The sequence below is a fragment of the Actibacterium ureilyticum genome (assembly GCF_002285435.1).
GTDB classification, from domain to species: Bacteria; Pseudomonadota; Alphaproteobacteria; order Rhodobacterales; family Rhodobacteraceae; genus Actibacterium_C; species Actibacterium_C ureilyticum.
This window is the reverse complement of the sequence record NZ_NSBT01000020.1, coordinates 1-24,248: the sequence shown is the minus strand read 5'-3', so window position 1 is coordinate 24,248 and position 24,248 is coordinate 1. Positions and strand designations below refer to the sequence as shown.

The following is a 24,248-nucleotide window of genomic DNA, read 5'->3' as shown; positions in this document are numbered from 1 at the left end:
CTTGGCCCGCCATCTGCGGCGGACGCGGCTGAATACCGGGCGGGGGCGGTAAAATCAAGTCAGTCGGTCAGGATGTATTCCACCATCTGCCCCCGCTGAAAGGGCAGGAAATTGTCATCGGCCACCATCGTCAGCCGGATCTTGCCCGCATCATCGCGCCAGACCGACAGCCCCTCCAGATTGCCATGACGGCCGACCGGGGTCTGAAACAGGCTCTGTTCCGCCTGAATCCGGCCGTTTTGCATGGTGAAGCGCCGGACGCGGGTGGCAAAGCCGATGGGCGCGCGGAAAAGACGCTCCAACAGGTAAAGATGCCCGTCGGGGCCGAAATCCGCGCCCACGGGCTGAAACCCGCCGCGCCGGGGCAACAGGGCGACCACATTCCACGTCGCCCCGTCCAGACGATACAGCGGAATCGCCCAGTCGCGCCGCCCGCTGTGTTCGGGCAGGGTATAAAGCGCACCGTCGGGGGCAATCGCCAGCGCCTCAAGCGCGCCATTGCCGGGCATCTGCGCGAAATCGGGATGGCGCGGCATGTTGCGCGGCCGGGCGGATATGGATGGATAGGCCCAGACGCGCTGATATGCCTCGAACGACACGAACAGCCCCCCGGTGGGGGACTGGGCCAGCCCCTCGGCATCGGCGGCGCCCTTGGGCAGCGGGCCGGGCTTCGAGCCGCGCATTTCGGTGATCTGGATATCCGACACGCCCACCAGCATTCCATCCGTGCGCCGCAACCGCCCGGTCACGAACCGCGCCCGGTCCGTGATCGCGATGAAGCTGCTGCCATCGTCGCTGATTTCCAGCCCCGAAAGACCGCCGAAATCGGGATCGTCCGATTGCAGGGACAGGACCGCAGCCAGCCGCGCCCCTGCCGGGGCCGTGGCCGTGTTGCATCCCGTCAGCCCCGCCGCAATCAGCGCGAGGACAAGACGCGCGCGCATTGGCCGGGCAGATCCTGCATCGTGTATTCGCGGGCGCCGCGCTTCTTCGGCGGCGGGTTCTTGGGCGCCGGCTGCGGCTTCAGCGCGTCGGTCACCCACCAGTTCAGACTGGCATCACACCCATCGCCGCCATTGGACAGCTCGGCCACGGACGGGCGCTGGGTCTGACAGGCGCGCGATCCCGCGGGGCATTTCAGCCGCACGTGGAAATGATAGTGATGCCCCCAAAGCGGCCGCACCTTTTGCAGCCATTTGCGGTCGCTTTTGCGGGCGGTCTTGCACATCTCGATCTTGGCGGGCGCGGTGACGAAGATCCGGTCGACGCGCGGGTCGCGCGCCGCGGCCTCGATCACCTTGGCATGGGTGCGGGTCCAGTTGCCGTTTACCCGACGCTGGTCCTTGCTGCGGATCGAGATCGAGCTGAGGTTCTCACGCTCGGTCCGCGACAGGTTCAGGCGCTTGGGCGGCAGCATCCAGATATCGGCATCCAGCCCGATCTGGTGCGACTGGTGGCCGCTGGTCATCGGGCCGCCGCGCGGCTGGCTGATATCCCCGATATAAAGCCCCTTCCACCCCAGTTGCACCGCCGACCGGCTGAGATCCTGCAGGAAATCGACCATCTCGGGGTGGCCCCAGTTGCGGTTCCGGCTCAGCCGCATGGCCTGCCAGGTGGGGCCACTTTCGGGCAGCTGCGCCAGTCCCGCGCCGCAGCCCTTGGCATAGCTGCCGATCGCGGCCGGGTTCTGACCCGATGCGTTGCGTTTCGCGCCGAACAGCTGGTTTGCCAGCGGCTCGGCCATTGCGGCGCCGGACAGTCCGAGAATGACGGTCAGGGCGATGAGGATACGGTCCATGTCTCTGCTCGTTCACCTTCTGGTTTTACCCAGCGTAACAAAAACAGCCCCAAAAGAAAGAGCGCGATCAGCGGCGTGATCCCCAATGGCTGACTGCCGGTCAGATCGGTGACGACGCCGATGGACAGCGGCGCGATAAAGGACGTGGCCTTGCCCGCCAGCGCATACAGGCCAAACGCCTCGGTCATGTGGCCGGGGCGGGCCTGGCGCACCATCATCGTGCGGCTGGCCGATTGCAGTGCCCCGCCCGCGGCCCCGATCCCGGCACCAAGGATATAGAACGTAAGATCCGGCAGGCTGCTGTCCGCCGCCACCGGCAGACCGAACACCGATTGACGCGAGACAAAGGCAACAGCGATGGCAATGGCGGTCAGCGTCAGGACGCAGGTGACGATGACCGGTTTCGGCCCGAAACGATCATCGGCCTTGCCGCCCAGCCAGGCAAAGATCGCCCCGGTCACGGCGGCCAGGATGCCGAACTTGCCCACATCGGTAATTTCCCACTTCAGAACCCCCGCCGCATAGATGCCCCCGAACACATACATGCCGTTCAGCGCGTCGCGATAGAACATCGACGATCCCAGATAGGCAAACAGGCTGGGCGTATCGGGCAGATGCCGCAGGGTCTGACGCAGTTCGGGCAGGGCCGACGCGATGGCCTGTCTGTTGCTCAGCGTACCGGCACGCCGTGGCTCGCGCACCCACAGGAAAAACGGGATCATGAATACGGCATACCAGACCGCCGTGAACGGCCCCACCGCCCGCGTGCCCTCGCGCAGTTCGGGGTCCAGCCCCAGAATGGGCGACAGGCCGACCATTGTCTTGCCGGTTTCGGGGCTGGCCTGAAACAGCGTCAGCATCAGGATCAGCGCCAGCACCCCGCCGACATAGCCCCAGGCCCAGCCGGTGCCCGAAATCCCGCCGATTTCCTCGCGGCTGCCCAGATCGGGCAGCATCGAGTTGGTGAAGATCGTCGCAAATTCCATCCCGATCAGGCCGATGGCAAAGGACATCAGGATCAGGGTCAGGTTGAAATCGCCCGGCACCGCCCACCAAAGCCCCCAGGCCCCGGCGAAATAAAGCAGCGAAAAGACCCAGATGAACCGCATTCGCCCACCGGCGCGGTCGGCAATTGCCCCCAGCACCGGGGCACAGACCGCAATCAGCAGCCCCGCCGCCCCCACGCCATAGCCCCAGGCCGCCTGTGCGGCGCTGCCATCGCCCAGCAATTCCTTGACATAAGGCGCGAAAATAAAGGTCAGCAGCAGCGTGTTATAGGGCTGGCTGGCCCAATCGAACGCAAACCACCCCCAGATCCGCTTGCGCATCGAAATCTCTGCCATGAAACGCCCCCGACTGCCTTGGCGCGATAAGAACGGCAAACGGCGCGTGGCGCAAGCGCGCTTAGATCTGCGGCGGCCAGGGGCGGGTGGCATCCGCCGCGATCCAGGCCTGTACCCAGTCGGGCAGCGGGCGCGCCTCGAACGGCCGGTCCAGGGCGGCAAGCACAGTGTCGGGCGCGACGATCCCGTTCCGGTCCGTCACCGCCGAACGGTACAGCGCGTGGTTGGCGCATTCGCCCTGTCGCCACATCGACTGTTCCAGATAGATGAACTTGTCGTCCCAGCCCACGCAGCGGCTGCGCATCTCGACCCGGTCAAAGGTCCGGACGCGGCGGCGATACCGCACGCTGACCCCCGCCATCGTCAGACCCCACCCCTTGCGCCGCAGCACGTCGATCAACCCCACGCGCGAGGCCAGCGGGATACGCCCCAGATCATACAGCGTCAGGGTGCGGCCGTTGTTCAGCTCCATCCACAGGTCGATGTCCCAGGGCCAGCAGATATGGTGCGACACATGCGTGTCAAAGATCCCCAGCGGCGTTTCGCCACGGACCATGATCAGGCCTTTGACCATGCGGATGAACGGGTACATGTCGGTCTCTCCTTCGCGGCTCAGCTTCACCGGCATGACCCGCGCGTCAATGTTGCCGTTGCGTTAGGCGGTTGTCTTGCGCGCCCGCAGCGCTTACCTGTCGGGTTCAGACCGCCGCAACAAGGACGCAACGCCCATGACCTCGCTTTTCCAGATCCTGCTTCTGATCCTGGATATCGTCTGGTTCGTGATCATCATCCAGATCATCATGAGCTGGCTGATCAACTTTCAGGTGCTGAACCTGCGGCAACCGCTGGTCTATCAGATCTGGGACGGTCTGAACCGGATCCTGGAACCGATCTATCGCCCGATCCGCAACATGCTGCCCAATACCGGCGGGCTGGATCTGGCGCCGCTGATCGTGTTGGTCGGGATCTATGCGCTGCGGATCATCATCGGCAACAACATGTACGCCTTCGGTTAACGCTTGTTCGTCGATTCGGTCTGTGGGATTGTCCTGAAAAACCAATATCGGGCAAACCACAGGGCGTATGGAACAGGCGCAGGCGCTTTTATCCTCAGTCTTCGGATTCAGTGAATTCCGGCCGGGTCAGGCCGACATCGTGGCCGCCGTTCTGGGCGGGCAGAACACGCTGGCGATCATGCCCACGGGCGGCGGCAAATCCTTGTGTTTCCAGCTGCCCGCGCTTTGCCGCGACGGGGTGACGGTCGTCGTTTCGCCGCTGATCGCCCTGATGCGCGATCAGGTCCGGTCGCTGCAACAGGCGGGCGTTTGTGCCGGCGCCCTGACCTCGGCCAATTCCGAGGCCGAGACCGAAGCCGTCCACGAAGCCCTGCGCGAGGGGCGGCTGAAGCTGCTTTACCTGGCACCCGAACGGCTGGCTTCGGCTGGAACAGTCTCTTTCCTGCGCCGGATCAACACCACCCTGATCGCCGTGGACGAGGCGCATTGCGTCAGCCAGTGGGGCCATGATTTCCGCCCCGATTACCTTCGGATCGGGGCGCTGCGGCAGGCGCTGAATGTGCCGCTGGCGGCCTTTACCGCCACCGCCGATGCCGAAACCCGCGACGAAATCGTCACGCGCCTGTTCGACGGGCAGCCGCCGCAGACCTTTCTGCACGGGTTCGACCGGCCCAATATCCATCTGGCCTTTGCCGCCAAGGACGGGCCGCGCCGCCAGATCCTGGATTTCGCCGCCGCGCGCACGGGCCAGTCTGGCATCGTCTATTGCGGCACCCGCGCCAAGACCGAAACCCTGACCGCCGCCTTGTCCGAGGCCGGCCACGCCGCCGTCGCCTATCACGGCGGGATGGAACCCGACCTGCGCCGACAGGTCGAGGCGCGTTTTCAGCAGGAAGAGGGTCTGATTGTCGTGGCCACCGTGGCTTTTGGCATGGGCGTGGACAAACCCGATATCCGCTGGGTCGCCCATGCCGACCTGCCCAAGTCGATCGAGGCCTATTACCAGGAAATCGGCCGCGCGGGCCGCGATGGCGCCCCCGCCGAAACCCTGACCCTGTTCGGGCCCGAGGATATCCGCCTGCGCCGGTCGCAGATCGACGAAGGCCTGGCCCCGCCCGAGCATAAATCCGGCGATCACGCGCGTCTGAACGCCCTGCTGGGTCTGGCCGAGGCGCTGGATTGCCGGCGCAAGACCCTGCTGGCCTATTTCGGCGAAACGCTGGACAGCTGCGGCAACTGCGACCTGTGCGAAAGCCCGCCCGAAACCTTTGACGCCACCCAATCGGTGCGCAAGGCGCTGTCGGCGATCCTGCGGACGGGTGAATATTTCGGCACCGGCCACCTGATCGATATCCTGACCGGCAATGCCACCGACAAGGTGCAGGCCCGCGGGCACGATGCCTTGCCGACCTTCGGCGTGGGCCGCGAATTCAACCGCCCTGCCTGGCAAGGCGTGTTCCGCCAGATGATGGGGCACGATCTGGTGCGCCCCGATCCCGAACGCCACGGCGCGCTGCGCCTGACCGAAAAGGCGCGCCCGATCCTGCGGGACGAGGAAACGATCACCTTCCGCCAGGACACGCTGCGCAAGGCCGCGCGCCGCCCCGTCGCGCATGCGCTGGTCTCGGACGAGGATGCCCCGCTTATGTCGGCGCTCAAGGCCCGCCGCCGTGGCTTTGCCGAAGAGGCATCGCTGCCCGCCTATATGATCTTCAATGACCGCACGCTGATCGAAATGGCCCAGACCCGGCCGCAAACGCTGGATGACATGGCGCGGATCGGCGGCGTGGGTGCGAAAAAGCTGGAACGCTATGGCGCCGCGTTTCTTGCGGTTATCACCGGGGCGGATGCCACGCCCGTCCACCCCGCGCGGCGCAAGCTGGCGGGCCGGGCCAGCGGATCGGTGTTCGATCAGTTGCAACAGGCCCAGGCCGATCTGGCGCGCGGCGATGACGGCACCGGAAAATACCTGAGCTGCACCGCTTCGACCTTGCGTCATGTGGCCGAACGGCGCCCCCGGTCGCAGGACGAGCTGGAACGCCTGCCCGGCATGGGGCCGCAGAAATGCGAACGCTTCGGCGCGGCCTTTTTGCGGGTGCTGGCCCAGGCCGACGCGGGCTGATCAGGCACTGTTGCGCCGGATTCAGGCCGATTTCGCCTGTGCGGGCATCGGCGTCACGGGCACGAAATCGCGGATCGCGGCCACGATTTCATCCCGGCGCAGCGGTTTCGTCAGATAACGGTCCAGCCCTGCGGCCAGGATCTCTTCGGCGTCACCGGTCAGAGCATGCGCGGTCAGCGCCACGATCGGCACCGGGGGCAGATCCGATTGCGCCTCCAGCCTGCGGATCTGGCGCGTGGCCTCTTTCCCGTCCATCCCGGGCATCGAGATATCCATGAAGATCAGATCCGGTCGCTTGGCGCGAAACGCATCGACGGCAAGCGTCCCATCCTCGGCAAAGCGCAGATCGGCGCGCAGATCCTGCAGCATCTTGCCCACCACCAGCCGGTTGGTGCGGTTGTCCTCGGCAATCAGGATATCCAGCCTGCGCCCCGGATCGGGCATGCCAGAGCTGTCTTCGGGGATGGCATCATGGCCGGGTTTTGCCGGAACGCCGCTGACCAAAGCCTCGATCGCGGTATAAAGCTGCCGCCGCAGCACCGGCTTTTTCAACGCGATATCCACCGGCCCGCCCGCGGCCGCATCGGATTGCGCCGGGGGCGACGAGCTGAGCATCAGGATCGGGATATCGGCCTGACGCGCGCGGATCTCTCGCGCGAAGGTCAGCCCGTCCTTTCCCGGCATCTTGTGGTCGGTGATGATCAGATCCGGCCGTTCCGCGGTATCGAAACCGCGCAGCGCGGCATCGGCGCCGTTATACAGATCAACGCGAATGCCAAGGGGCGACAATTGCCGGTCCAGAATGGTGCGGTTGACGGCATGGTCATCCACCACCATCACCCGCCCGGGCAGGTGCACGATCCCCGTATCCTGCGGCGCGGCCTTTTCGGTGACGGGCAGACACAGGCTGATCCCGAAACAGGCCCCCTGGCCCACATCGGATTCCAGCCAGACATCCCCACCCATCATGGTCACCAGACGCTTGGTGATCGCCAGGCCAAGGCCGGTGCCCTGGAATTTGCGGTTCTGCTGATCCTCGACCTGGTTGAACTCGCCGAAGATGTGATTCTGCATCTCGGGCGCGATGCCGATCCCCGTATCCTCGACCGTCAGGTGAACCTTTTGCTGCCCCTGATCGTCGGTCTCGTATCCCACGACGCGAACCAGCACGTGCCCCTCATCAGTGAACTTGACCGCGTTGCCGATCAGATTGGTCAGGATCTGCCGGATACGGCCTCGATCGCCGCAGAACTGGGTCGGCAGGAACATGTCATAGTCGATATAGATATCCAGCGACTTGTCCTGCGCGGTGGCCTGCAACAGCATCACGACCTCGTGGATCGTCCGCTCAAGGTCGAAGGGTTCGGGATGCAGGACCATTCTCCTGGCCTCGATCTTGGAATAGTCGAGCACATCGTTCAGCAGCGCCAAAAGCCCCTCGCCCGAGTTGCGGATGGTTTCGGCATAAAGCCTTTGCTCCACGCTCAGGCCCGTATCGCACAACAGTTCGGCCATCCCCACCACGCCGTTCATCGGCGTGCGCAGCTCGTGGCTCATATTCGCCAGAAAGGCCGATTTCGCACGGTTGGCGGTTTCGGCGGATTGGCGGGCCTTTTCCAGCGCAAGCTGCGCCTTTTTCTGTTCGGTGATATCCACGCGCAGCCCCACCAGACCGCCATCGGGCGTACGTTTTTCCAGCACCCGCAGCCAGCGGCCGTCCGAAAGCTGCTGTTCGATGGGCCCCGCCGTGCGCCGGTGCAATACCATCCGATTGGCCAGCCAGTCCTCCTCGCGGCCAATGGCCTCGACATACTGGCCGCGATCCAGACCATAGCGCAGGATCTCTTCGAACGTGGTGCCCGGCTTCATCGCCGGTGCGCTGTCGGCGTAAAGCTTGCGATAGTTTTCGTTGCACATGACCATGCGGTCATCGTGGTCATACAGCACGAACCCATCGGGCACCGCCTCGACCGCGGCCCACATGCGCATCATCTCAGTGATGTTCAGGTTCAGCGACACGATATCCCCGGCCGGGGTCCGGCGGTCGATCAGCTTGACATATTGCCCGTTCCACAGCTGGATCACGCGATCGGGGATCGGGTTCTGCCGCCAGCGCGACAGCATGTCGTCGATCCAGTCCTCGGGGCATGTCTCGCCGATATCGACGATCCCCTCCTGGACGATCAGCCGGGCGATATCGCTGTAATCCACACCGACCTTGACCGCATCCAGACCGTCAAAGATCGACAGATAGGCCCGGTTCGCCGCCACCATGCGGTTCGAGGAATCGAACACCGCAAACCCGTCGCGGATGGTTTCCACCGAATCCCACAGCCGCCGCTCGGCCATCGCGCAGGCCTGGCTCACCTGCTCCAGCTCGGTGATGAAACGGTCGTTCTGGCCGCGCAGCCGGTCGGCCTGGCATTTCGTCTCGACGATCTCGGCGCTCAGATCCTGGGCGTGCTGCGCCAATCGGCGGTTTGCTTCGGTCAGCTCGCGCTTTTTCTGGCCCAGCAATTTCTCTGCTGCCAGCCGCGCGCGGCGTTCTTGCGCCAATTGTTGCTCTAGGTTCATCGGTATTCCCGGCCCGGACAGTTTGACCTATCCATGCCGGGCCAAGATGAATAACCCCTTAACCGCCGGAAAGACCGGCCCGCCGGGTCAGCCCAGCCGTTCGACCGCCATCGCGATCCCCTGGCCGCCGCCGATGCACATGGTGATCAGACCAAGGCGGCCGCCGATGCGTTCCAGCTCGTAAAGCGTCTTGACCACAAGGATCGCACCGGTCGCCCCCACCGGGTGGCCCAGCGCGATGGCACCGCCATTGGGATTGACCCTGTTCGGGTCCAGCCCCAGCCCCCGGTTGACCGCGATGGCTTGGGCGGCAAAGGCCTCGTTGCTTTCGATCACGTCAAAATCCGACAGCGACAGCCCAGTGCGCTTGACCAGCGATTCGACCGCCGGGATGGGCCCGATGCCCATCACTTCGGGCCGGACACCGGCATGGGCATAACCCACGATCCGGGCCATCGGCGCCAGCCCCGCCCGCGCGGCCGCATCGGCGGTGCCCAGCACCAGCGCGGCCGCACCGTCATTGATGCCCGAGGCGTTTCCGGCTGTAACAGAGCCTTCTTTACGGAATGCCGCGCGCAGCCCGGCCAGCGCCTCGGCCGTGGTGGGTTTGGGGTGTTCGTCGGTGTCAAAGGCGACGGTTTCGCGCTTGCGGCGCACCTCGACCGGGACGATCTGCGACGCGAACCGCCCCTCGGCAATCGCCTTGGCGGCGCGGGTCTGGCTTTCCAGCGCAAAGGCATCCTGGTCGGCGCGGCTGATGGCGTTCTCATCGGCCACGTTCTCGGCGGTGACGCCCATATGGCCGGTGCCGAACGGACAGGTCAGCGCGCCGATCATCATGTCGACCGCACCGGCATCGCCCATCTTCTGGCCCCAGCGGGCCGCGGGCAGGATATGCGGCGAACGGCTCATGCATTCCGCGCCACCAGCCAGCCCGAATTCGGCATCGCCCAGCATCAGCGACTGCGTCACCGACACCACCGCCTGCAGGCCCGAACCACACAGGCGGTTGACGTTCATCGCGGGCGTCTGGTCGGGGATCCCCGCTTCGATCGCCGCCACCCGCGACAGATACATGTCCCGGGGTTCGGTGTTGATGATGTGGCCAAAGGCGACATGACCGATCTGCGCGGGTTCGACCCCGGCGCGGTCCAGCGCGGCCTTGCCGGCGATGGTGCCCAGCGTAATCGGCGGTGTGCCCGCCAGGGATCCGCCAAAGGTTCCGATGGCTGTGCGTGCCGCACCCAGAATGACGATATCGGTCATGAAAAATTCTCCCACCCGGGCAGATGCCCACTTTCGCCCCCATAGGGACGCTGCGCATCCCGGGCGTCAAGGGGTCAGATCAAAGAACGTGCGGGCACGAATCGCTACAACATCCGCACTCATTTCGGGAGGAGCGGAATGCCATTCGATTACAAGCCCTTTCCATTCGTGCCCCCGCCAGGGCTCAACGCGACCGAGCCGCAGCATCAGGTCATCATCGTCGGCGCCGGGCCGGTGGGGCTGGCCACGGGGCTGTTGCTGGCGCAGGCGGGGATCAAGGCTGTCATCCTCGAGGCGAACAATGTCGTTGCCATGGGGTCGCGCGCGCTGTGCTGGTCCAAGCGCAGCCTGGAGATCTTTGCCCGGCTGGGCATCGCCGAAAAGGTGCTGGCCAAGGGGGTGTTCTGGGAAACCGCCCGCACGCGGCGCGGTACGGACGAGTTGTTCACGACCGACCTGAACCCCGATCCGGGGCAACGCATGCCGGCTTTCGTGAACCTGCAGCAATATCACGTCGAAACGCTTCTGATCGACAGGATCCGGGCCGAGCCCGCGATCGACCTGCGGTTCAGCAACCGTGTCGAAGCGGTCGAACAGGATGACGCGGGCGTCCATGTCTATGTCACCACGCCCGATGGCGATTACGGGCTGCGGGCGGATTACCTGATCGCCTGTGACAGCGCGCGGTCGGCGATCCGCACCAAGCTGGGGCTGGATATGGTCGGCACCGCGTTCGAGGATCAGTTCCTGGTCGCCGATGTGGAAACCGATCACGATCTGCCCTCGGGGCGGATGTTCTGGTTCGACGCGCCCTTCAACCCGGGGCGCACCAGCCTGCTGCATCGCCAGCCCGACGGGTTGTGGCGGGTCGAGCTTCAGATCCCCCCCGATGCCAACCCCGAGGAAGAGGCGCTTCCAGAGCAAATCCTGCCGAAATTGTCACTGATTTTTCCCAAATCCGAGCTGCGACTGGATTGGGTCAGCCTCTATCGTTTTCAATGCCGGCGGCTGCCGCAATTCCGTCAGGGCCGGGTGTTTTTTGCCGGCGACAGCGCGCATGTCATGCCGCCCTTCGGCGCGCGGGCGGGGAATGGCGGGTTGCAGGACGCGGTGAACCTGTCCTGGCGGCTGGCCAGCACGATCCAAGGTCAGGGATCGGCGCAATTGCTGGACGGTTATGACCGCGAACGCGGCCAGGCCACCGACGAGAACCTGCGTCAGGCCCAGGCGACGGCCCGTTTCATGGCGCCGGGAAGCGCCGTCGAACGGGCGTTTCGCGATGGTCTGCTGGCGATGTCGCGCAACACGGGCTTTGCGCGCGATTGGGTGAATACCGGCCGTCTGGCGACACCGGGCATCTATCCCAGCGCGGGGCCGGACGATTCCGCGCTGCCCGCCCATACCCGCCCCGGCGCCGTGGCCGAGGACGCCCCGCACGGCCATGGCTGGCTGCTGGATGCGTTGGGCGGCGAGCTGCGCCTGATCGCGATCAACAGCCCCGTGCCGGACGTGCCCCTGCCCTGTATCGAGGCCGACCCGAACCCGACCGTCCGGAAACACTATCTGGGCGACGCGGCGCGGGCGCTTTACCTGATCCGGCCCGATCAGGTGATCGCCGCGCGCTGGGTCGACCCGACCCCCGAAGCCATCACAGACGCCGTCACCGAATTGTGGGAGGGACGCATATGACCCTAAAAACAGAGCCTAACCTGCCTGAACATGACGTATTCTATGCCCGTCTGATGGCCGCCCATGACGGGCTGAGCACCGGTGAAAGCCTGACGCTGAACGCGCGGCTGGTGCTGCTTCTGGCCAACCATATCGGCGATATGTCGGTGCTGGAGGACGCCATCGCCACCGCCCAACAGGCCTGAACCGTCTTGCCGCCGCGCCACCGCGCGTGGCAGGGTCCGGGCATGACGCATTTCGACGATCTCGCGCCCTTTTCCCCGGCGGAACAGAAACTGATTTCAGAATGCGCCACGCCCGAACGCATCAGCTTTGGCGATGGCACCACGCCCGGCGATACGGGCGGCGATCCATCGACCGGCCTGCGCGCGGTGGTGCTGCGGCATATCCTGCTGGGACACCCGGGCGCGCCGGTGCTGCATGACAAGGGCCTGCGCCTGCGCGGGGCGCGGATCGACGGCGCGCTGGATCTGCAGGGCTGCGATTGCGCCCGCGACATCACGCTGTCGCATTGCCGTCTGGACGCCACCCTGAACCTGGTGAATGCCAGCCTGCGCGGTCTGCACCTGAGCGGGGGCGTGCTGGCAGGGATCAGCGCCGACAACGCGCGGTTTTCCGGCAGCGTTTATCTGCGCGACGACATCCTAGTCACGGGCGAGATCGCGCTGGCCGGGGCGCGGATCGGCGGCGACCTGCAGATCTGCGGGGCCGAGATCCGCTCGCCCCTGCAAGACGCGATCTTCGCGCCCTCGCTTCGGGTCGAAGGCTCGGTTTTCCTGGGCAACTATCCCTATGCCAGCGGCGAGACGTATCTGAAGACCGAAGGCATGATCTTCCTGTCCTCGGCCCGGGTGGAACATGACGTGTTCCTCAGCAACCTGTCCGTGGCCACGACAGATACCGCCGCCAATGGCGCCGTCTTCGGCGCGACCGAGGAACACGGCCGTGGCATGGCGCTGTCACTGGCACGCGCGCGGATCGGCGGGCTGCTTTACATGCACGCGCTGGACATCCGGGGCGGCATCGTCAACCTGGCGGGCGCGTCGGTCGAACGGCTGACGGACGAACCCGCAGGCGACGGCGCGCGGTTCCCGATCCGGCTGGATGGGTTCACCTATGCCGATTTCTCGCGCCATGCCGATACGACGATCAAGGCGCGCCTGAACTGGCTGGAGCGCCGCCCCGATGACACGCCCTTCACCGCCCAACCGTACGAGCATCTGGCGCGCGTCCTGAACCGTTTGGGCCAGCGCGACGATGCGCTGACCGTGCTGCTGCGCAAGGAACAGCGCCTCAGGGCCGAGGATCGCCGCATCCTGCTGAAAGCGCATGGCCAAAGCGGGGCCTGGGCCGCGAAATGGGTGGGCGATGCGGTGCTGCGCTGGACCGTGGGCTATGGCTATCGCCCGTCGCGGTCGGTCGTGATCGCGGCGGTGCTGATCCTGGGGCTGGGCGTGTTCTTCCAGCGCTGCTGGGAGGCCGGGGACATGACCCCGAACGCCGCGCCCATCCTGACATCGGCGCCCTGGATCGCCGCCACCGAAAGCCACCCGAAAAATCCCGGCGCGTTCTGGTCCCAACCCGGACAGGCCGGGCAGGATTGGGAAACCTTCCACGGCATCGCCTATGCCGCCGATCTGGTCATTCCCATCGTGTCGCTGGGACAGGAAAGCGCCTGGGCACCGTCCACATCCCGCAGCCCTCTGGGCCGGGTCGGCTGGTGGCTCCGCTGGTTCGCCAAGGCCATCGGCTGGGTCGTCACGGCACTGGGCGCGGCGGCCATCACCGGGGTGATCCGGCGCGACTGACGACGGTTCCCTTGTCGGAATTGATTCGCCGCACCCCGCCCGCCACGGCATAGTCAGGGCAGAAAGCGGAGGTTGCCCATGCCCACCCCATTCCTGACCCGCATCCACGACACCCTGGCCGAGATCGAGGCGCAGGGGCTGATGAAACACGAACGTCAGATCACCTCGCCCCAGTCGGGCCGGGTGCAGGTTGGCGGGCGTCAGGTCATCAACCTGTGCGCCAACAACTATCTGGGTCTGGCCGACCACCCCGCCCTGATCGCGGCGGCGAAACAGGCGATGGACGATCACGGGTTCGGCATGGCCTCGGTCCGGTTCATCTGCGGCACACAGGATCTGCACCGCGCGCTGGAACAGCGGCTGGCGGGGTTCCTGGGCACCGATGACGCGATCCTGTTCGCGGCCTGTTTCGACGCGAATGGGGCCTTGTTCGAGCCGCTTTTGGGACCCGAGGACGCGGTGATATCCGACGCGCTGAACCATGCGTCGATCATCGACGGCATCCGGCTGTGCAAGGCGAAACGCTATCGCTATGCCAATTCGGACATGGACGCGTTGGAGGATCAGCTGAAAGCCGCCCGCGCCGATGGCGCGCGCGACATCCTGATCGCCACCGATGGTGTGTTCAGCATGGATGGCTATCTGGCCAAGCTGCCCGAGATCACCGCGCTGGCCCGGCAATACGGCGCGCTGGTGATGGTCGACGATTGCCATGCGACCGGTTTCATGGGGCCAAAGGGCGCCGGCACGCCCGCCCATCACGAGGTCAAGGTCGACATCCTGACCGGCACGCTGGGCAAGGCGCTGGGGGGCGCGATCGGCGGCTATATCGCCGGGCCGCAGCCGGTGGTGGACCTGCTGCGCCAGCGCGCGCGGCCCTATCTGTTTTCCAATGCGCTGCCGCCACCGGTCACCGCCGCCGGGATCACCGCCATCGAGCTGGTCGAGCAGGGCGACGATCTGCGCACGCAACTGTTCGACAACACCGCCTATTGGCGCGCGGGGCTGGAAAAGCTGGGCTTTGACCTGTTGCCCGGGGCACATCCCATCGTGCCGGTGATGCTGGGCGACGCAAAGCTCAGCCAGCAGATGGCGGCGCGGCTGGACGCGCTGGGCGTTTTCGTCGCCGGGTTCTTCTTTCCCGTGGTGCCCAAGGGCCAGGCGCGCATCCGCACGCAGATGAGCGCCGCACTGACACGTGACGATCTGGACGCCGCGCTGACGGCGTTCGGTCAGGCCGGGCGCGACACGGGGGTGCTGTCATGAGCAGCAACCAGATGAAGGCGCTGGTCAAGGCCCGGCCCGAGCCGGGTCTGTGGATGGACCGCGCGCCGGTGCCGGAAATCGGCCCCGACGACGTGCTGATCCGCATCCGCAAAACCGGCATCTGCGGTACCGACATCCACATCTGGAACTGGGACGAGTGGGCCCGGAAAACAGTGCCTGTTCCACTGATAACCGGCCATGAATTCGCCGGTGAGATCGTCGAGATCGGCCGCGATGTCGAAGGTCTGGAAATCGGCCAGCGCTGTTCCGGCGAGGGGCATCTGATCGGCCATCACTCGCGCCAGAGCCGCGCGGGCAAGTTCCACCTGGACCCCGAAACGCGTGGGATCGGGGTGAATGAACAGGGCGCGTTTGCCGAATACCTGCGCCTGCCTGCGTTCAACGTGGTCCCCCTGCCCGATGAGATCGACGACGAGATCGGCGCGATCCTGGATCCGCTGGGAAATGCGGTCCACACCGCGTTAAGCTTCGATCTGGTGGGCGAGGATGTGTTGATCACCGGCGCGGGCCCCATTGGCATCATGGCCGCCGCCGTGGCCCGGCATGTGGGCGCCCGCCATGTGGCGATCACCGATGTGAACCCCGAGCGGCTGGCGCTGGCGGGCCGGGTGGCTGACGTGCGCCCGGTGAATGTGCTGGAGGAGGATTTGGCCGGAATCGTCACTGAAATGGGCATGAACCAGGGGTTCGATGTGGGCATGGAAATGTCGGGCAACCAGGCGGCGCTGGATCAGATGGTCGCGGCGATGGTCATGGGCGGGCGCATCGCCATGCTGGGCATTCCGCCCGGAAAATCGCCCGTGGACTGGAGTCGGATCGTGTTCAAGGCGCTGACGATCAAGGGCGTCTATGGCCGAGAGATTTTCGAGACCTGGTACAAGATGATCGCCATGTTGCAGAACGGGTTGGATGTGCGCGGGGTGATCACGCACCGGTTTGCGGTCGATGATTTTCAGATCGGGTTCGACGTGATGCGCAGCGGGGCCAGCGGCAAGGTGGTGCTGGACTGGTCCTGACGCGGCGTGGGTGGCCCGCGCCGGGGGCTGCGCGCCCCCGGACCCCCGCGAGGTATTTTCACCAAGATGAAGGGGGCAGCGGTTTACGTCCGGTGGGGGTCAGCTGGGCGACCTCGTGCCCCTCGATCACCGCGACCGACAGCGCACGGCCGTAAGCCGCGCCGGTGTCCAGGTTCAGCCGGTTGCCATAATGGGTCACCCTGTCGACCGGTGTGTGGCCATGTACGATCAGCGCGCCGTGGTCATCAGCCGCATCGTGAAACTCGCGGCGGATCCAGACCAGGTCATCCTCGACCTGATCCGGCAGCGGCACACCGGGGCGGATACCGGCGTGGCAGAAATAGACCGCGCCCGCATGGTGATGGTTCGGCAGGGCCTGCAGAAAGGCGCGGTGTGCGGGCGGCACCAGCGCGGTTGCGTCCGCATGAATATCCCGTTCGTTCCGGTCAAGCGACACGTCCACACCGTAGGAGGCCAGAGTCTCGCGTCCGCCGATGATGTCCTGCAGCCAGTGCAGGTCGTCGCGCAGCGGGTCGGGCTGTTCCGGGCTGCGCAGGTAGTGTTCCATCATCCGGTCGTGGTTGCCCTTGAGGCAGATCCAGGGCTGGCCGGCCGCGATCCCGTCGATCAGGAAATCCAGAACGCCGCGCACATCGGGGCCGCGATCTGCGAAATCGCCCAGATGCACCACGGGCGCGGCGGGGTCGCCGGTGGCAAGGCGGTCGGCCGCGATCAGGTCATGCACGCCGTGCAGCTTGTCGAGATGGCCGTGAATATCGCCGATGGCATAGAACCGCATCAAGGGCCCCCCTGGAATGACACAACCCGCCACAAACTGCGGCGGGTTGGAAATTTGGCAAGCTGTTTCACGCTCAGGCGGCGTCGAATTCCAGCGGGCGGATCGACTGGAACAGCCCGGTGTCGTGCAGCTGTTTCAGCACCGCATCCGGCACCGGCGCATCGACATAGAGAACCGCGATGGCGTCGCCGCCGGCCTCTTTCCGGCCGAGGGTAAAGTTGGCGATGTTCACGCCGCCCTCGCCCATGGTGCGGCCCAGCGTCCCGATGATGCCCGGCACGTCCTGATTGGTGGTGTAGAGCATGTGATTGCCGATCTCGGCGTCGATATTGATGCCCTTGATCTGGATGAAGCGCGGCTTGCCGTCGCTGAAGACGGTGCCCGCGATCGAACGCTCGCGCTTGTCGGTCACCACGGTCAGCTTGATATAGGCATCGAAGACGCCCGATTTGCCCTGGGTGGTGCGGCTGATCTGGATGCCCTTGTCGGCGGCGGCCACGGGGGCGGAAACCAGGTTCACATCCGGGTTGGCGGGCTTCATCACGCCGGCAATCGCGGCGCAGTTCAGCGCATCCAGGTTCATGTCGGCCACGTGACCGTCATAAAGGATGTTGATCGCCTTGATCGGCTCGTCCGTCATCTGGCCGATAAAGGCGCCCAGATGCTCGGCCAGCTTGATCCAGGGGCCCATGATCTTGGCTTCCTCGGCGGTGACCGACGGCATGTTCAGCGCGTTGGTCACGGCCCCGGTCAGCAGGTAATCGGCCATCTGTTCGGCCACCTGCAGCGCCACGTTTTCCTGTGCCTCGGTCGTGGCGGCGCCCAGATGCGGGGTGCAGACGACATTCGGCAGGCCGAAAAGCGGGTTCTCGGTCGCGGGTTCCTCGCTGAACACGTCAAAGGCCGCACCGGCGACATGGCCGGATTTGATCAGGTCTGCCAGCGCCTCTTCATCGACCAGACCGCCGCGGGCACAGTTGATGATGCGCACGCCCTTCTTGGTCTTTTCCAGGTTCTCGCGGCTCAGGATATTGCGGGTGCTGTCGATCAGCGGCACGTGCAGGGTGATGAAATCCGACCGTTTCAGCAGCTCTTCCAGCTCGACCTTCTCGACCTGCATCTGCTCGGCCTTTTCCTCGGACAGGAAGGGGTCGAAAGCGATGACCTTCATCTTCAGCCCACGGGCGCGGTCGCAGACGATGCCGCCGATATTGCCGGCGCCGATCACGCCCAGGGTCTTGCCGGTCAGCTCGACCCCCATGAATTTGGATTTCTCCCACTTGCCGGCATGGGTCGATGCGCTGGCCTCGGGGATCTGGCGGGCCACGGCGAACATCATCGCGATGGCGTGTTCGGCGGTGGTGATCATGTTGCCGAAGGGCGTGTTCATGACGATCACGCCCTTTTTCGACGCCGCGACCTTGTCGACATTGTCGGTGCCGATCCCGGCACGACCGACGACTTTCAGGTTGGTGGCGGCTTCCAGGACCTTTTCGGTCACCTTGGTGGCCGAGCGGATCGCCAGACCGTCATATTTGCCGATGACTTCCAGCAGCTTGTCCTTGTCCTTGCCGATGGACGGATCGAAATCGACCTCGATCCCGCGATCCCGGAAGATCTGAACGGCGGTTTCGGACAGTTTGTCGGATACGAGTACTTTGGGGGCCATTGGGCGCTCCATCTTTCGCGAAATTTGGGGAATCGCGGGGTGGGATTCACCCCGCGCGATATCTTACTGAGCGGCGATCTCGGCCTCGAAGGCCCATTCCAGCCACGGCATCAGCGCCTGCAGGTCGGCGGTTTCGACCGTGCCGCCGCACCAGATCCGCAGACCGGCAGGTGCATCACGATAGGCACCGATATCCAGTGCGACGCCCTCGGCCTCCAGCCGCTTGGCGACGGCCTTGGCAAAGGCGGCGCCGTCCTGGATGCGATCGTCGGTGAATTTCAGGCAGACGCTGGTGTTCGACGCGGTCGCCGGATCGGTCGCCAGATTGGCGATCCAGTCATGGCTGGCGACGAAATCGGCGATCACGCCCGTATTGGCATCGGCGCGCGCGATCAGGCCCTTCAGCCCGCCCACGGATTTCGCCCAGTTCAGCGCGACCAGATAATCCTCGACCGCCAGCATCGACGGGGTGTTGATCGTGGCGCCGGTGAAGATACCGTCGATCAGCTTGCCACCCTTGGTCAGGCGGAAGATTTTCGGCAGCGGCCAGGCGGGGGTATAGCTTTCCAGCCGTTCCACCGCGCGCGGGGACAGGATCAGCATGCCGTGGGCCGCTTCGCCACCCAGAACCTTTTGCCAGCTGAAGGTGGTCACATCCAGCTTGTCCCAGGGCAGGTCCATCGCAAACGCGGCGCTGGTTGCGTCACAGATGGTCAGACCGGCGCGGTCGGCGGCGATCCAGTCGCCATTCGGCACGCGCACACCGCTGGTGGTCCCGTTCCATGTGAACACCACGTCATTGTCAAAATCGACCGATGCCAGATCGACGATCTCGCCATAGTCGGCGGTCTTGACCTCGGCCTCGATCTTCAGCTGCTTGACCACATCGGTGACCCAGCCCGCGCCGAAGCTTTCCCAGGCCAGCATCTCGACCTTGCGTGCGCCCAGCAGGTTCCACATGGCCATTTCGACGGCACCGGTATCCGATGCCGGAACGATGCCGATCTTGTAATCGGCGGGCACGCCCAGAATCTCGCGCGTGATCTCGATCGCGTCTTTCAGCTTGGCCTTGCCGATGGCGGCACGGTGGCTGCGGCCCAGGGCGGCATCCGAAAGTGCGTCGAGTGTGAATACGGGGGGTTTGGCACAGGGGCCGGAAGAAAAACGCGGGTTGGCCGGCCGCGTAGCCGGAGCGTCAAAAGCCATCTCTGGTATCCTTACAGATATATGCCCCTCGTTGGGGAGGGGTGTCCCGCCGCCGGACATAGGGCCGTTTCGGGACTGGCGCAATAGGGAAAACCGCGCTATTGCGCCGCCTGATCGTTAAAAAGCGACACGCCTGTTCACTATCGGAAACTGCCCCATGTACGCTGTCACCCTGCTGTCCAATCCCGCCGATCCCACGCTGACCCCCGCCACGGTCGAGGCGCTGCGCAATGCCTGGGGTGGGGGCGATGCGCAATGGCTGGACCCCGACATTGCGGCCGAATTCATGGTGGCCGAAGTGCCTGGCAACCGCTGGGACGCCTGGGACAGCCTGCAAGGGATGGGCATCGACCTGGTGGTGCAGCCCGCCGAAGGGCGCCGCAAGAAGATGCTGCTGGCCGATATGGACAGCACCATGATCCAGCAGGAATGCATCGACGAGCTGGCCGTGGTCGCGGGCATCGGTGAACGCGTGGCGGAAATCACCGCCCGCGCGATGAATGGCGAGCTGGATTTCGAAGGCGCGCTGCGCGAACGGGTGGGGCTGCTGAAGGGGCTCGATTCCGGCGTGATAGAGACTGTTTTGGCCCAGCGCATCAGCTTCATGCCCGGCGGCAAGGTGCTGCTGGCCACGATGAAGGCCAACGGCGCCTATGCGGCGCTGGTATCGGGGGGGTTCACCGCCTTTACCGCCCATGTGGCGGCCACGCTGGGCTTTGATGAAAACCGCGCCAACACGCTGAACATCGCGGATGGCAAGCTGACCGGCACAGTCGCCGAACCCATCCTGGGGCGCGAGGCCAAGGTGCAGGCGCTGAAGGACATCACCGCGAAACTGGGCATCGCCCATGACGATGTGATGGCTGTGGGCGACGGGGCCAATGACCTGGGGATGCTGGGGCTGGCGGGTGCGGGCGTGGCGCTGCACGCCAAGCCCAGCGTCGCGGCGCAATGCGATATCCGCATCAACCACGGCGATCTGACCGCGCTGCTGTATATCCAGGGCTACGCGCGGCCCGATTTCGCGGAATAGGCGGGGCTCAGCCCGCCAAACCCGCCACCGGGCGAATATGCCCCGTAAGCATGCCGCGCCGGTTCGGGATCGGCGCGTTCATACGCCGCTGCACCGCGGGATGATCGGCCGGCAACACGCCCAGCCGCACCAGCAACGCCGCCATCGCGCATTCGCTGGCGCGCGTGGCGCCATCGGCGATCTTCAGCGCGACACCCAGTCTCTGTTTCGGCAGAATCGCAACGAAAACCCCCTCGGCCCCGGTTTTGATCGCGACCGGCTCGGACGTGGCCCGCATCAACTCGGTACAGGCGCGGCCCTCGCCCGCGACCAGCCAGGGATGGGCGATCATCGCCTGTGTCAGCCGCCCGGCGGCGCCGTCGCGCGCGTGGCTGCTTTCGGGATCGGCGGCGGCGAAAAACGCCATCGCCCGCGCAAGCCCATGCAGCGTGGTGCCGAAGTTCGGGGCCGAACAACCGTCAATGCCGAAACCGGGGCTTTTCGTCTCTGTCACGGCCTCAAACGCCTCCAGCACCCGCGTCTGCACGGGGTGATCCGGGTCCACATATTCCGGCCCGGCCTTAAGGTGCTGCGTCAGGGTCAGAAAGCCCGCGTGTTTGCCCGAACAATTGTTGTGCCACTGGCAGGGCGACCCGCCCGCGCGGATCATGTCATGCTTGATCTCGCGGTCGCGCGGGGCCTCGGGGCCGCAGCGCAGATCGCTGTCGCCCAGCCCCAGTTCGGCCAGCCACGCGGAGACCACATCGGTGTGCCCCGGCGCCCCCTGGTGCGAGGCACAGGCGAGCGCCAGATGCGCCTGCGACAGCCCCGCCGCATCCGCGGCCCCGCTTTCGACCAGCGGCAGCGCCTGCAACATCTTGGCCGACGAGCGCGGCAAAATCACCGCTTCGGGATCGCCCCAGGCCGCGACAATCCCGCCCGTCGCGTCACAGATAACCGCGTGTCCCTGGTGGATCGATTCCAGAAACGGCCCACGCCAGACTTCGACAAGGTTCGCCGGATTCATGATTTTCCCCTGTTTGCTGCGCGAATTTGTGCCAACAGGGCTTTCACCCCCCCGGACATTTACGTTAATCTTGCTGTATCGAGTTGAAATTTCGCGCGCCACAGGAAAAGGTCCGAAAAACGGACGAGGGCGCCCAGAGGCAAGACGGCTGGAGGCTGTACACGACATGACACGCTGGATGAAATACGCGGTCGCAAGCGCGATCCTGGCGACCGCCCCGGTCGCGGCAAACGCCCAGGAAACCGAAAACCGCGTTGCTGTGAAAACCGATTGGTCGGTCTATGTCGAGGACAACCCGACCGAATGCTGGGCCGTTTCGGCCCCGCGCGAGACGGTGAACACCGACGCGGATGGCAATATCAAGGCCGTGCGCCGCGGTGACATCTATATGCTGGTCTTCTATCGCCCGTCCGAAAGCATCACGGGCCAGATCCAGTTCGCGGGTGGCTATCCCTTTGCGCCCGGCTCGACCGTCAGTGTCCAGATCGGCGACAGCAAGTTCGACCTGTTCACCGAAGGCGAAAGCGCCTGGCCCGCCACCGCCGCCGAAGATGGCAAGATCATCGCCGCGATGAAACGCGGGGCCGATGCCGTCGTCACGGGCCGGTCGGCGCGCGGGACGGTTACCAAGGACACGTTCTCGTTGCTGGGGTTCACCGCCGCGGTGGACGAGGCGCAGAGCCGCTGCGCCAACTGATCACGCGCATGCCGCGCCCCTGAAAAACAGCCGTGCCGCGTGTACGGCTGTTTATTTGTGTCCGCGAATCCTATATCTGGACCGATCACCTTACTGGAGACGCGCGCATGTCGGCCTCGGCCCCGATCACTCAGGATGTTCTGACCATCCCCCGCAAGCTGCCCGATGGCGGCAAGGTCAACCTTGTCGGTCTGACCCGGGACCAGCTGCGCGCGGCGCTGATCGCCGCCGGCACGCCGGAAAAACAGGCCAAGATGCGGCTGAACCAGATCTGGCAGTGGATCTATCAGAAGGGCGTGCGCGATTTCGCCGAGATGACCAACCTGTCCAAGGATTACCGCGCGCTGCTGGCCAAGAACTTCGATGTCGCGATCCCCGAGATCGTCAGCAAGAATGTCAGTGCCGACGGTACCCGCAAATACCTGGTGCGGATCGCCGGCGGGCACGAGGTCGAGGTGGTCTATATCCCCGAAACCGATCGCGGCACGCTGTGCATCAGCTCCCAGGTGGGCTGCACCCTGACCTGTTCCTTCTGCCACACCGGCACACAGAAGCTGGTGCGCAACCTGACCGCGGGCGAGATCATCGGCCAGGTCATGCTGGCGCGTGACGATCTGGACGATTGGACCCGCCAGGGCGAGGGGATGGGCGAACGCCCGCGCCTGGTGTCGAACATCGTGCTGATGGGCATGGGCGAGCCGCTTTACAATTTCGACGCCGTGCGCGACGCGATGAAGATCTCGATGGATGGCGAAGGCATCAGCCTGTCCCGCCGCCGCATCACCCTGTCGACCAGCGGTGTGGTCCCGGAAATCGCCAAGACCGCCGAAGAGATCGGCTGCATGCTGGCGGTCAGCTTCCACGCCACCACGGATGAGGTCCGCGACAAGCTGGTGCCGATCAACAAGAAATGGAACATCGCCGCGTTGCTGGACGCGCTGCGCGCCTATCCCAAGCTGTCGAATTCCGAACGCATCACCTTTGAATACGTGATGCTGAAGGATGTGAACGACAGCGACGACGACGCGCGCCGCCTGGTCCGTCTGATCGCGGGCATCCCGGCCAAGATCAACCTGATCCCCTTCAACGAATGGCCCGGCGCCCCCTATCAGCGGTCCGACTGGGACCGGATCGAAGGCTTCGCCGACATCATCTACAAGGCAGGCTATGCCAGCCCCATCCGCACCCCCCGGGGCGAGGATATCATGGCCGCCTGCGGCCAGCTGAAATCCGCCACCGAACGCGCCCGCAAAAGCCGCGCGGAAATCCAGAAGGATGCGGGGTTGTGATAGGCAGGTTGGTCCGCTGTGCGGACTAAGCGCCAATTCGCTGCGGTTGCGCCAATGGCGGCTTGGCGATACCCCGACGGGCGAACTTTGCGCTCTCCGAGGCTTCTTCGCGTACCTATTCCAGGTTTTCCCGAATAAGATCAAATCCGTTTCCGAACGGATCAGCACAATTTGCAAGGTCTGCGACCTCTGAGTAGGTTTTCTTTTCAACCGAGCCGCCGTACTTTTCAACTTCTGCACAAACCGGATCAATGTCATCTACTATGAAGTCAAGATGAACCGGTGTCCAATGACGCTGGTAGTGACGTTTTTCATCGGCTGCGCCGATGGTGCCTGCGGCTTTCTCTTGGATGTGGAGATCGAGCGTTCCAACGGAGATAACCTGCCAATCATCCGAGTACTTTTTCTTAAATTTGCAGCCCAATGCCTCAACATAAAACTTCAAGGCTGTGGACATGTCAGATACATCAATGCTGATAGTTGCTTTGCGAGCCAAAACGGTACCTCCAAAAGAGCAATTTGTTCCATTTTTGTTCTCCCTGTGCCTGCCAGTTTTAGTTTTGCAAGTCAACCGCGCTGTGCACGATAGCCGACATTCAGTAGGCATGCAGAAACCGTGAGTTTGGGCTC

At 64.8% G+C, this 24,248-nt stretch carries 21 protein-coding genes; 10 read left to right on the top strand and 11 right to left on the bottom strand.

What is annotated here, in order from left to right; genetic code table 11:
• Positions 1-59: 59 nt before the first annotated feature.
• From CLM60_RS04855 to CLM60_RS04840, 4 genes are read right to left on the bottom strand one after another with little or no spacing between them, the layout of a single operon-like run.
• Complete coding sequence (locus CLM60_RS04855; protein ID WP_095588053.1) at positions 60-944, bottom strand: esterase-like activity of phytase family protein; 885 nt, start codon at positions 942-944, stop codon at positions 60-62.
• A complete protein-coding gene (mepA, locus tag CLM60_RS04850) occupies positions 917-1,798 on the bottom strand; it encodes a penicillin-insensitive murein endopeptidase (RefSeq protein WP_095588052.1) in 882 nt (293 codons plus the stop codon). The genes CLM60_RS04855 and mepA overlap by 28 nt, the downstream gene beginning before the upstream one ends.
• Complete coding sequence (locus CLM60_RS04845; RefSeq protein WP_342745102.1) at positions 1,774-3,234, bottom strand: MFS transporter; 1,461 nt, start codon at positions 3,232-3,234, stop codon at positions 1,774-1,776. Before CLM60_RS04845 ends, mepA begins: the two co-directional genes overlap by 25 nt.
• Positions 3,203-3,733 (bottom strand): acyl-CoA thioesterase, encoded by a 531-nt coding sequence (locus CLM60_RS04840; protein WP_095588221.1) that lies wholly within the window; start codon positions 3,731-3,733, stop codon positions 3,203-3,205. The genes CLM60_RS04845 and CLM60_RS04840 overlap by 32 nt, the downstream gene beginning before the upstream one ends.
• A 136-nt stretch (positions 3,734-3,869) precedes the next feature.
• On the opposite strand from CLM60_RS04840, the gene CLM60_RS04835 reads away from it, so the two are divergent.
• Both CLM60_RS04835 and recQ read left to right on the top strand, forming a co-directional pair.
• Positions 3,870-4,157, top strand: a complete 288-nt coding sequence (locus CLM60_RS04835) for a YggT family protein (protein ID WP_095588050.1) — start codon at positions 3,870-3,872, stop codon at positions 4,155-4,157.
• 67 nt (positions 4,158-4,224) lie between these two features.
• Positions 4,225-6,279, top strand: a complete 2,055-nt coding sequence (gene recQ, locus CLM60_RS04830; RefSeq protein WP_095588049.1) for a DNA helicase RecQ — start codon at positions 4,225-4,227, stop codon at positions 6,277-6,279.
• 21 nt (positions 6,280-6,300) lie between these two features.
• Here the strand turns inward: recQ and CLM60_RS04825 are convergent, their stop codons facing one another.
• Both CLM60_RS04825 and CLM60_RS04820 read right to left on the bottom strand, forming a co-directional pair.
• Positions 6,301-8,853 carry a hybrid sensor histidine kinase/response regulator gene (locus CLM60_RS04825; RefSeq protein ID WP_095588048.1) on the bottom strand — a complete coding sequence of 851 codons (2,553 nt, stop codon included), beginning with the start codon at positions 8,851-8,853 and terminating at the stop codon, positions 6,301-6,303.
• Between the two features lie 87 nt (positions 8,854-8,940).
• On the bottom strand, positions 8,941-10,119 hold the full coding sequence (locus CLM60_RS04820; protein ID WP_095588047.1) for an acetyl-CoA C-acyltransferase family protein: 1,179 nt from the start codon (positions 10,117-10,119) through the stop codon (positions 8,941-8,943).
• A 138-nt stretch (positions 10,120-10,257) separates the two neighbouring features.
• Between CLM60_RS04820 and CLM60_RS04815 the strand changes: the two genes are divergently transcribed.
• From CLM60_RS04815 to tdh, 5 genes are all read left to right on the top strand, one after another.
• Complete coding sequence (locus CLM60_RS04815; protein WP_095588046.1) at positions 10,258-11,808, top strand: FAD-dependent monooxygenase; 1,551 nt, start codon at positions 10,258-10,260, stop codon at positions 11,806-11,808.
• Positions 11,805-11,993 (top strand): DUF2783 domain-containing protein, encoded by a 189-nt coding sequence (locus CLM60_RS04810; protein ID WP_095588045.1) that lies wholly within the window; start codon positions 11,805-11,807, stop codon positions 11,991-11,993. The genes CLM60_RS04815 and CLM60_RS04810 overlap by 4 nt, the downstream gene beginning before the upstream one ends.
• Positions 11,994-12,035: 42 nt before the next feature.
• Positions 12,036-13,616, top strand: coding sequence for a pentapeptide repeat-containing protein (locus tag CLM60_RS04805; RefSeq protein ID WP_095588044.1), 1,581 nt, complete (start codon positions 12,036-12,038; stop codon positions 13,614-13,616).
• Positions 13,617-13,694: 78 nt separating this feature from the next.
• Positions 13,695-14,882, top strand: a complete 1,188-nt coding sequence (locus tag CLM60_RS04800) for a glycine C-acetyltransferase (protein WP_095588043.1) — start codon at positions 13,695-13,697, stop codon at positions 14,880-14,882.
• An 11-nt stretch (positions 14,883-14,893) separates the two neighbouring features.
• Complete coding sequence (tdh, locus tag CLM60_RS04795) at positions 14,894-15,919, top strand: L-threonine 3-dehydrogenase (protein ID WP_176473806.1); 1,026 nt, start codon at positions 14,894-14,896, stop codon at positions 15,917-15,919.
• A gap of 58 nt (positions 15,920-15,977) precedes the next feature.
• On the opposite strand, the gene CLM60_RS04790 is transcribed toward tdh, so the two are convergent.
• From CLM60_RS04790 to CLM60_RS04780, 3 genes are all read right to left on the bottom strand, one after another.
• The gene (locus tag CLM60_RS04790; protein ID WP_095588041.1) at positions 15,978-16,718 is read right to left on the bottom strand and encodes a metallophosphoesterase; all 741 of its coding nucleotides are present in this window, start codon (positions 16,716-16,718) and stop codon (positions 15,978-15,980) included.
• 73 nt (positions 16,719-16,791) lie between these two features.
• Positions 16,792-18,387 (bottom strand): phosphoglycerate dehydrogenase, encoded by a 1,596-nt coding sequence (gene serA, locus CLM60_RS04785; protein ID WP_095588040.1) that lies wholly within the window; start codon positions 18,385-18,387, stop codon positions 16,792-16,794.
• A 63-nt stretch (positions 18,388-18,450) separates the two neighbouring features.
• Complete coding sequence (locus CLM60_RS04780; protein WP_095588039.1) at positions 18,451-19,593, bottom strand: phosphoserine transaminase; 1,143 nt, start codon at positions 19,591-19,593, stop codon at positions 18,451-18,453.
• Between the two features lie 157 nt (positions 19,594-19,750).
• Here CLM60_RS04780 and serB point away from each other — a divergent pair, with 157 nt between their 5' ends.
• Complete coding sequence (gene serB, locus CLM60_RS04775) at positions 19,751-20,626, top strand: phosphoserine phosphatase SerB (protein ID WP_095588038.1); 876 nt, start codon at positions 19,751-19,753, stop codon at positions 20,624-20,626.
• A 7-nt stretch (positions 20,627-20,633) separates the two neighbouring features.
• Here the strand turns inward: serB and CLM60_RS04770 are convergent, their stop codons facing one another.
• Complete coding sequence (locus tag CLM60_RS04770; RefSeq protein WP_425427210.1) at positions 20,634-21,635, bottom strand: asparaginase; 1,002 nt, start codon at positions 21,633-21,635, stop codon at positions 20,634-20,636.
• Between the two features lie 163 nt (positions 21,636-21,798).
• Here CLM60_RS04770 and CLM60_RS04765 point away from each other — a divergent pair, with 163 nt between their 5' ends.
• Both CLM60_RS04765 and rlmN read left to right on the top strand, forming a co-directional pair.
• Positions 21,799-22,329 carry an invasion associated locus B family protein gene (locus CLM60_RS04765; protein ID WP_095588036.1) on the top strand — a complete coding sequence of 177 codons (531 nt, stop codon included), beginning with the start codon at positions 21,799-21,801 and terminating at the stop codon, positions 22,327-22,329.
• A 107-nt stretch (positions 22,330-22,436) separates the two neighbouring features.
• Positions 22,437-23,618 (top strand): dual-specificity RNA methyltransferase RlmN, encoded by a 1,182-nt coding sequence (rlmN, locus tag CLM60_RS04760; protein ID WP_095588220.1) that lies wholly within the window; start codon positions 22,437-22,439, stop codon positions 23,616-23,618.
• Positions 23,619-23,733: 115 nt separating this feature from the next.
• On the opposite strand, the gene CLM60_RS04755 is transcribed toward rlmN, so the two are convergent.
• The coding region (locus tag CLM60_RS04755) for a VOC family protein (protein ID WP_217983271.1) at positions 23,734-24,248 on the bottom strand (515 nt) is incomplete at its 5' end.

Bases quoted from the DNA above. Each gene is read 5' to 3' on its own strand.
- CLM60_RS04855 (WP_095588053.1), bottom strand. From the start codon at position 944: ATGCGCGCGCGTCTTGTCCTCGCGCTGATTGCGGCGGGGCTGACGGGA.
- mepA (WP_095588052.1), bottom strand. From the start codon at position 1,798: ATGGACCGTATCCTCATCGCCCTGACCGTCATTCTCGGACTGTCCGGC.
- CLM60_RS04845 (WP_342745102.1), bottom strand. From the start codon at position 3,234: ATGCCACCCGCCCCTGGCCGCCGCAGATCTAAGCGCGCTTGCGCCACG.
- CLM60_RS04840 (WP_095588221.1), bottom strand. From the start codon at position 3,733: ATGTACCCGTTCATCCGCATGGTCAAAGGCCTGATCATGGTCCGTGGC.
- CLM60_RS04835 (WP_095588050.1), top strand. From the start codon at position 3,870: ATGACCTCGCTTTTCCAGATCCTGCTTCTGATCCTGGATATCGTCTGG.
- recQ (WP_095588049.1), top strand. From the start codon at position 4,225: ATGGAACAGGCGCAGGCGCTTTTATCCTCAGTCTTCGGATTCAGTGAA.
- CLM60_RS04825 (WP_095588048.1), bottom strand. From the start codon at position 8,853: ATGAACCTAGAGCAACAATTGGCGCAAGAACGCCGCGCGCGGCTGGCA.
- CLM60_RS04820 (WP_095588047.1), bottom strand. From the start codon at position 10,119: ATGACCGATATCGTCATTCTGGGTGCGGCACGCACAGCCATCGGAACC.
- CLM60_RS04815 (WP_095588046.1), top strand. From the start codon at position 10,258: ATGCCATTCGATTACAAGCCCTTTCCATTCGTGCCCCCGCCAGGGCTC.
- CLM60_RS04810 (WP_095588045.1), top strand. From the start codon at position 11,805: ATGACCCTAAAAACAGAGCCTAACCTGCCTGAACATGACGTATTCTAT.
- CLM60_RS04805 (WP_095588044.1), top strand. From the start codon at position 12,036: ATGACGCATTTCGACGATCTCGCGCCCTTTTCCCCGGCGGAACAGAAA.
- CLM60_RS04800 (WP_095588043.1), top strand. From the start codon at position 13,695: ATGCCCACCCCATTCCTGACCCGCATCCACGACACCCTGGCCGAGATC.
- tdh (WP_176473806.1), top strand. From the start codon at position 14,894: ATGAAGGCGCTGGTCAAGGCCCGGCCCGAGCCGGGTCTGTGGATGGAC.
- CLM60_RS04790 (WP_095588041.1), bottom strand. From the start codon at position 16,718: ATGCGGTTCTATGCCATCGGCGATATTCACGGCCATCTCGACAAGCTG.
- serA (WP_095588040.1), bottom strand. From the start codon at position 18,387: ATGGCCCCCAAAGTACTCGTATCCGACAAACTGTCCGAAACCGCCGTT.
- CLM60_RS04780 (WP_095588039.1), bottom strand. From the start codon at position 19,593: ATGGCTTTTGACGCTCCGGCTACGCGGCCGGCCAACCCGCGTTTTTCT.
- serB (WP_095588038.1), top strand. From the start codon at position 19,751: ATGTACGCTGTCACCCTGCTGTCCAATCCCGCCGATCCCACGCTGACC.
- CLM60_RS04765 (WP_095588036.1), top strand. From the start codon at position 21,799: ATGACACGCTGGATGAAATACGCGGTCGCAAGCGCGATCCTGGCGACC.
- rlmN (WP_095588220.1), top strand. From the start codon at position 22,437: ATGTCGGCCTCGGCCCCGATCACTCAGGATGTTCTGACCATCCCCCGC.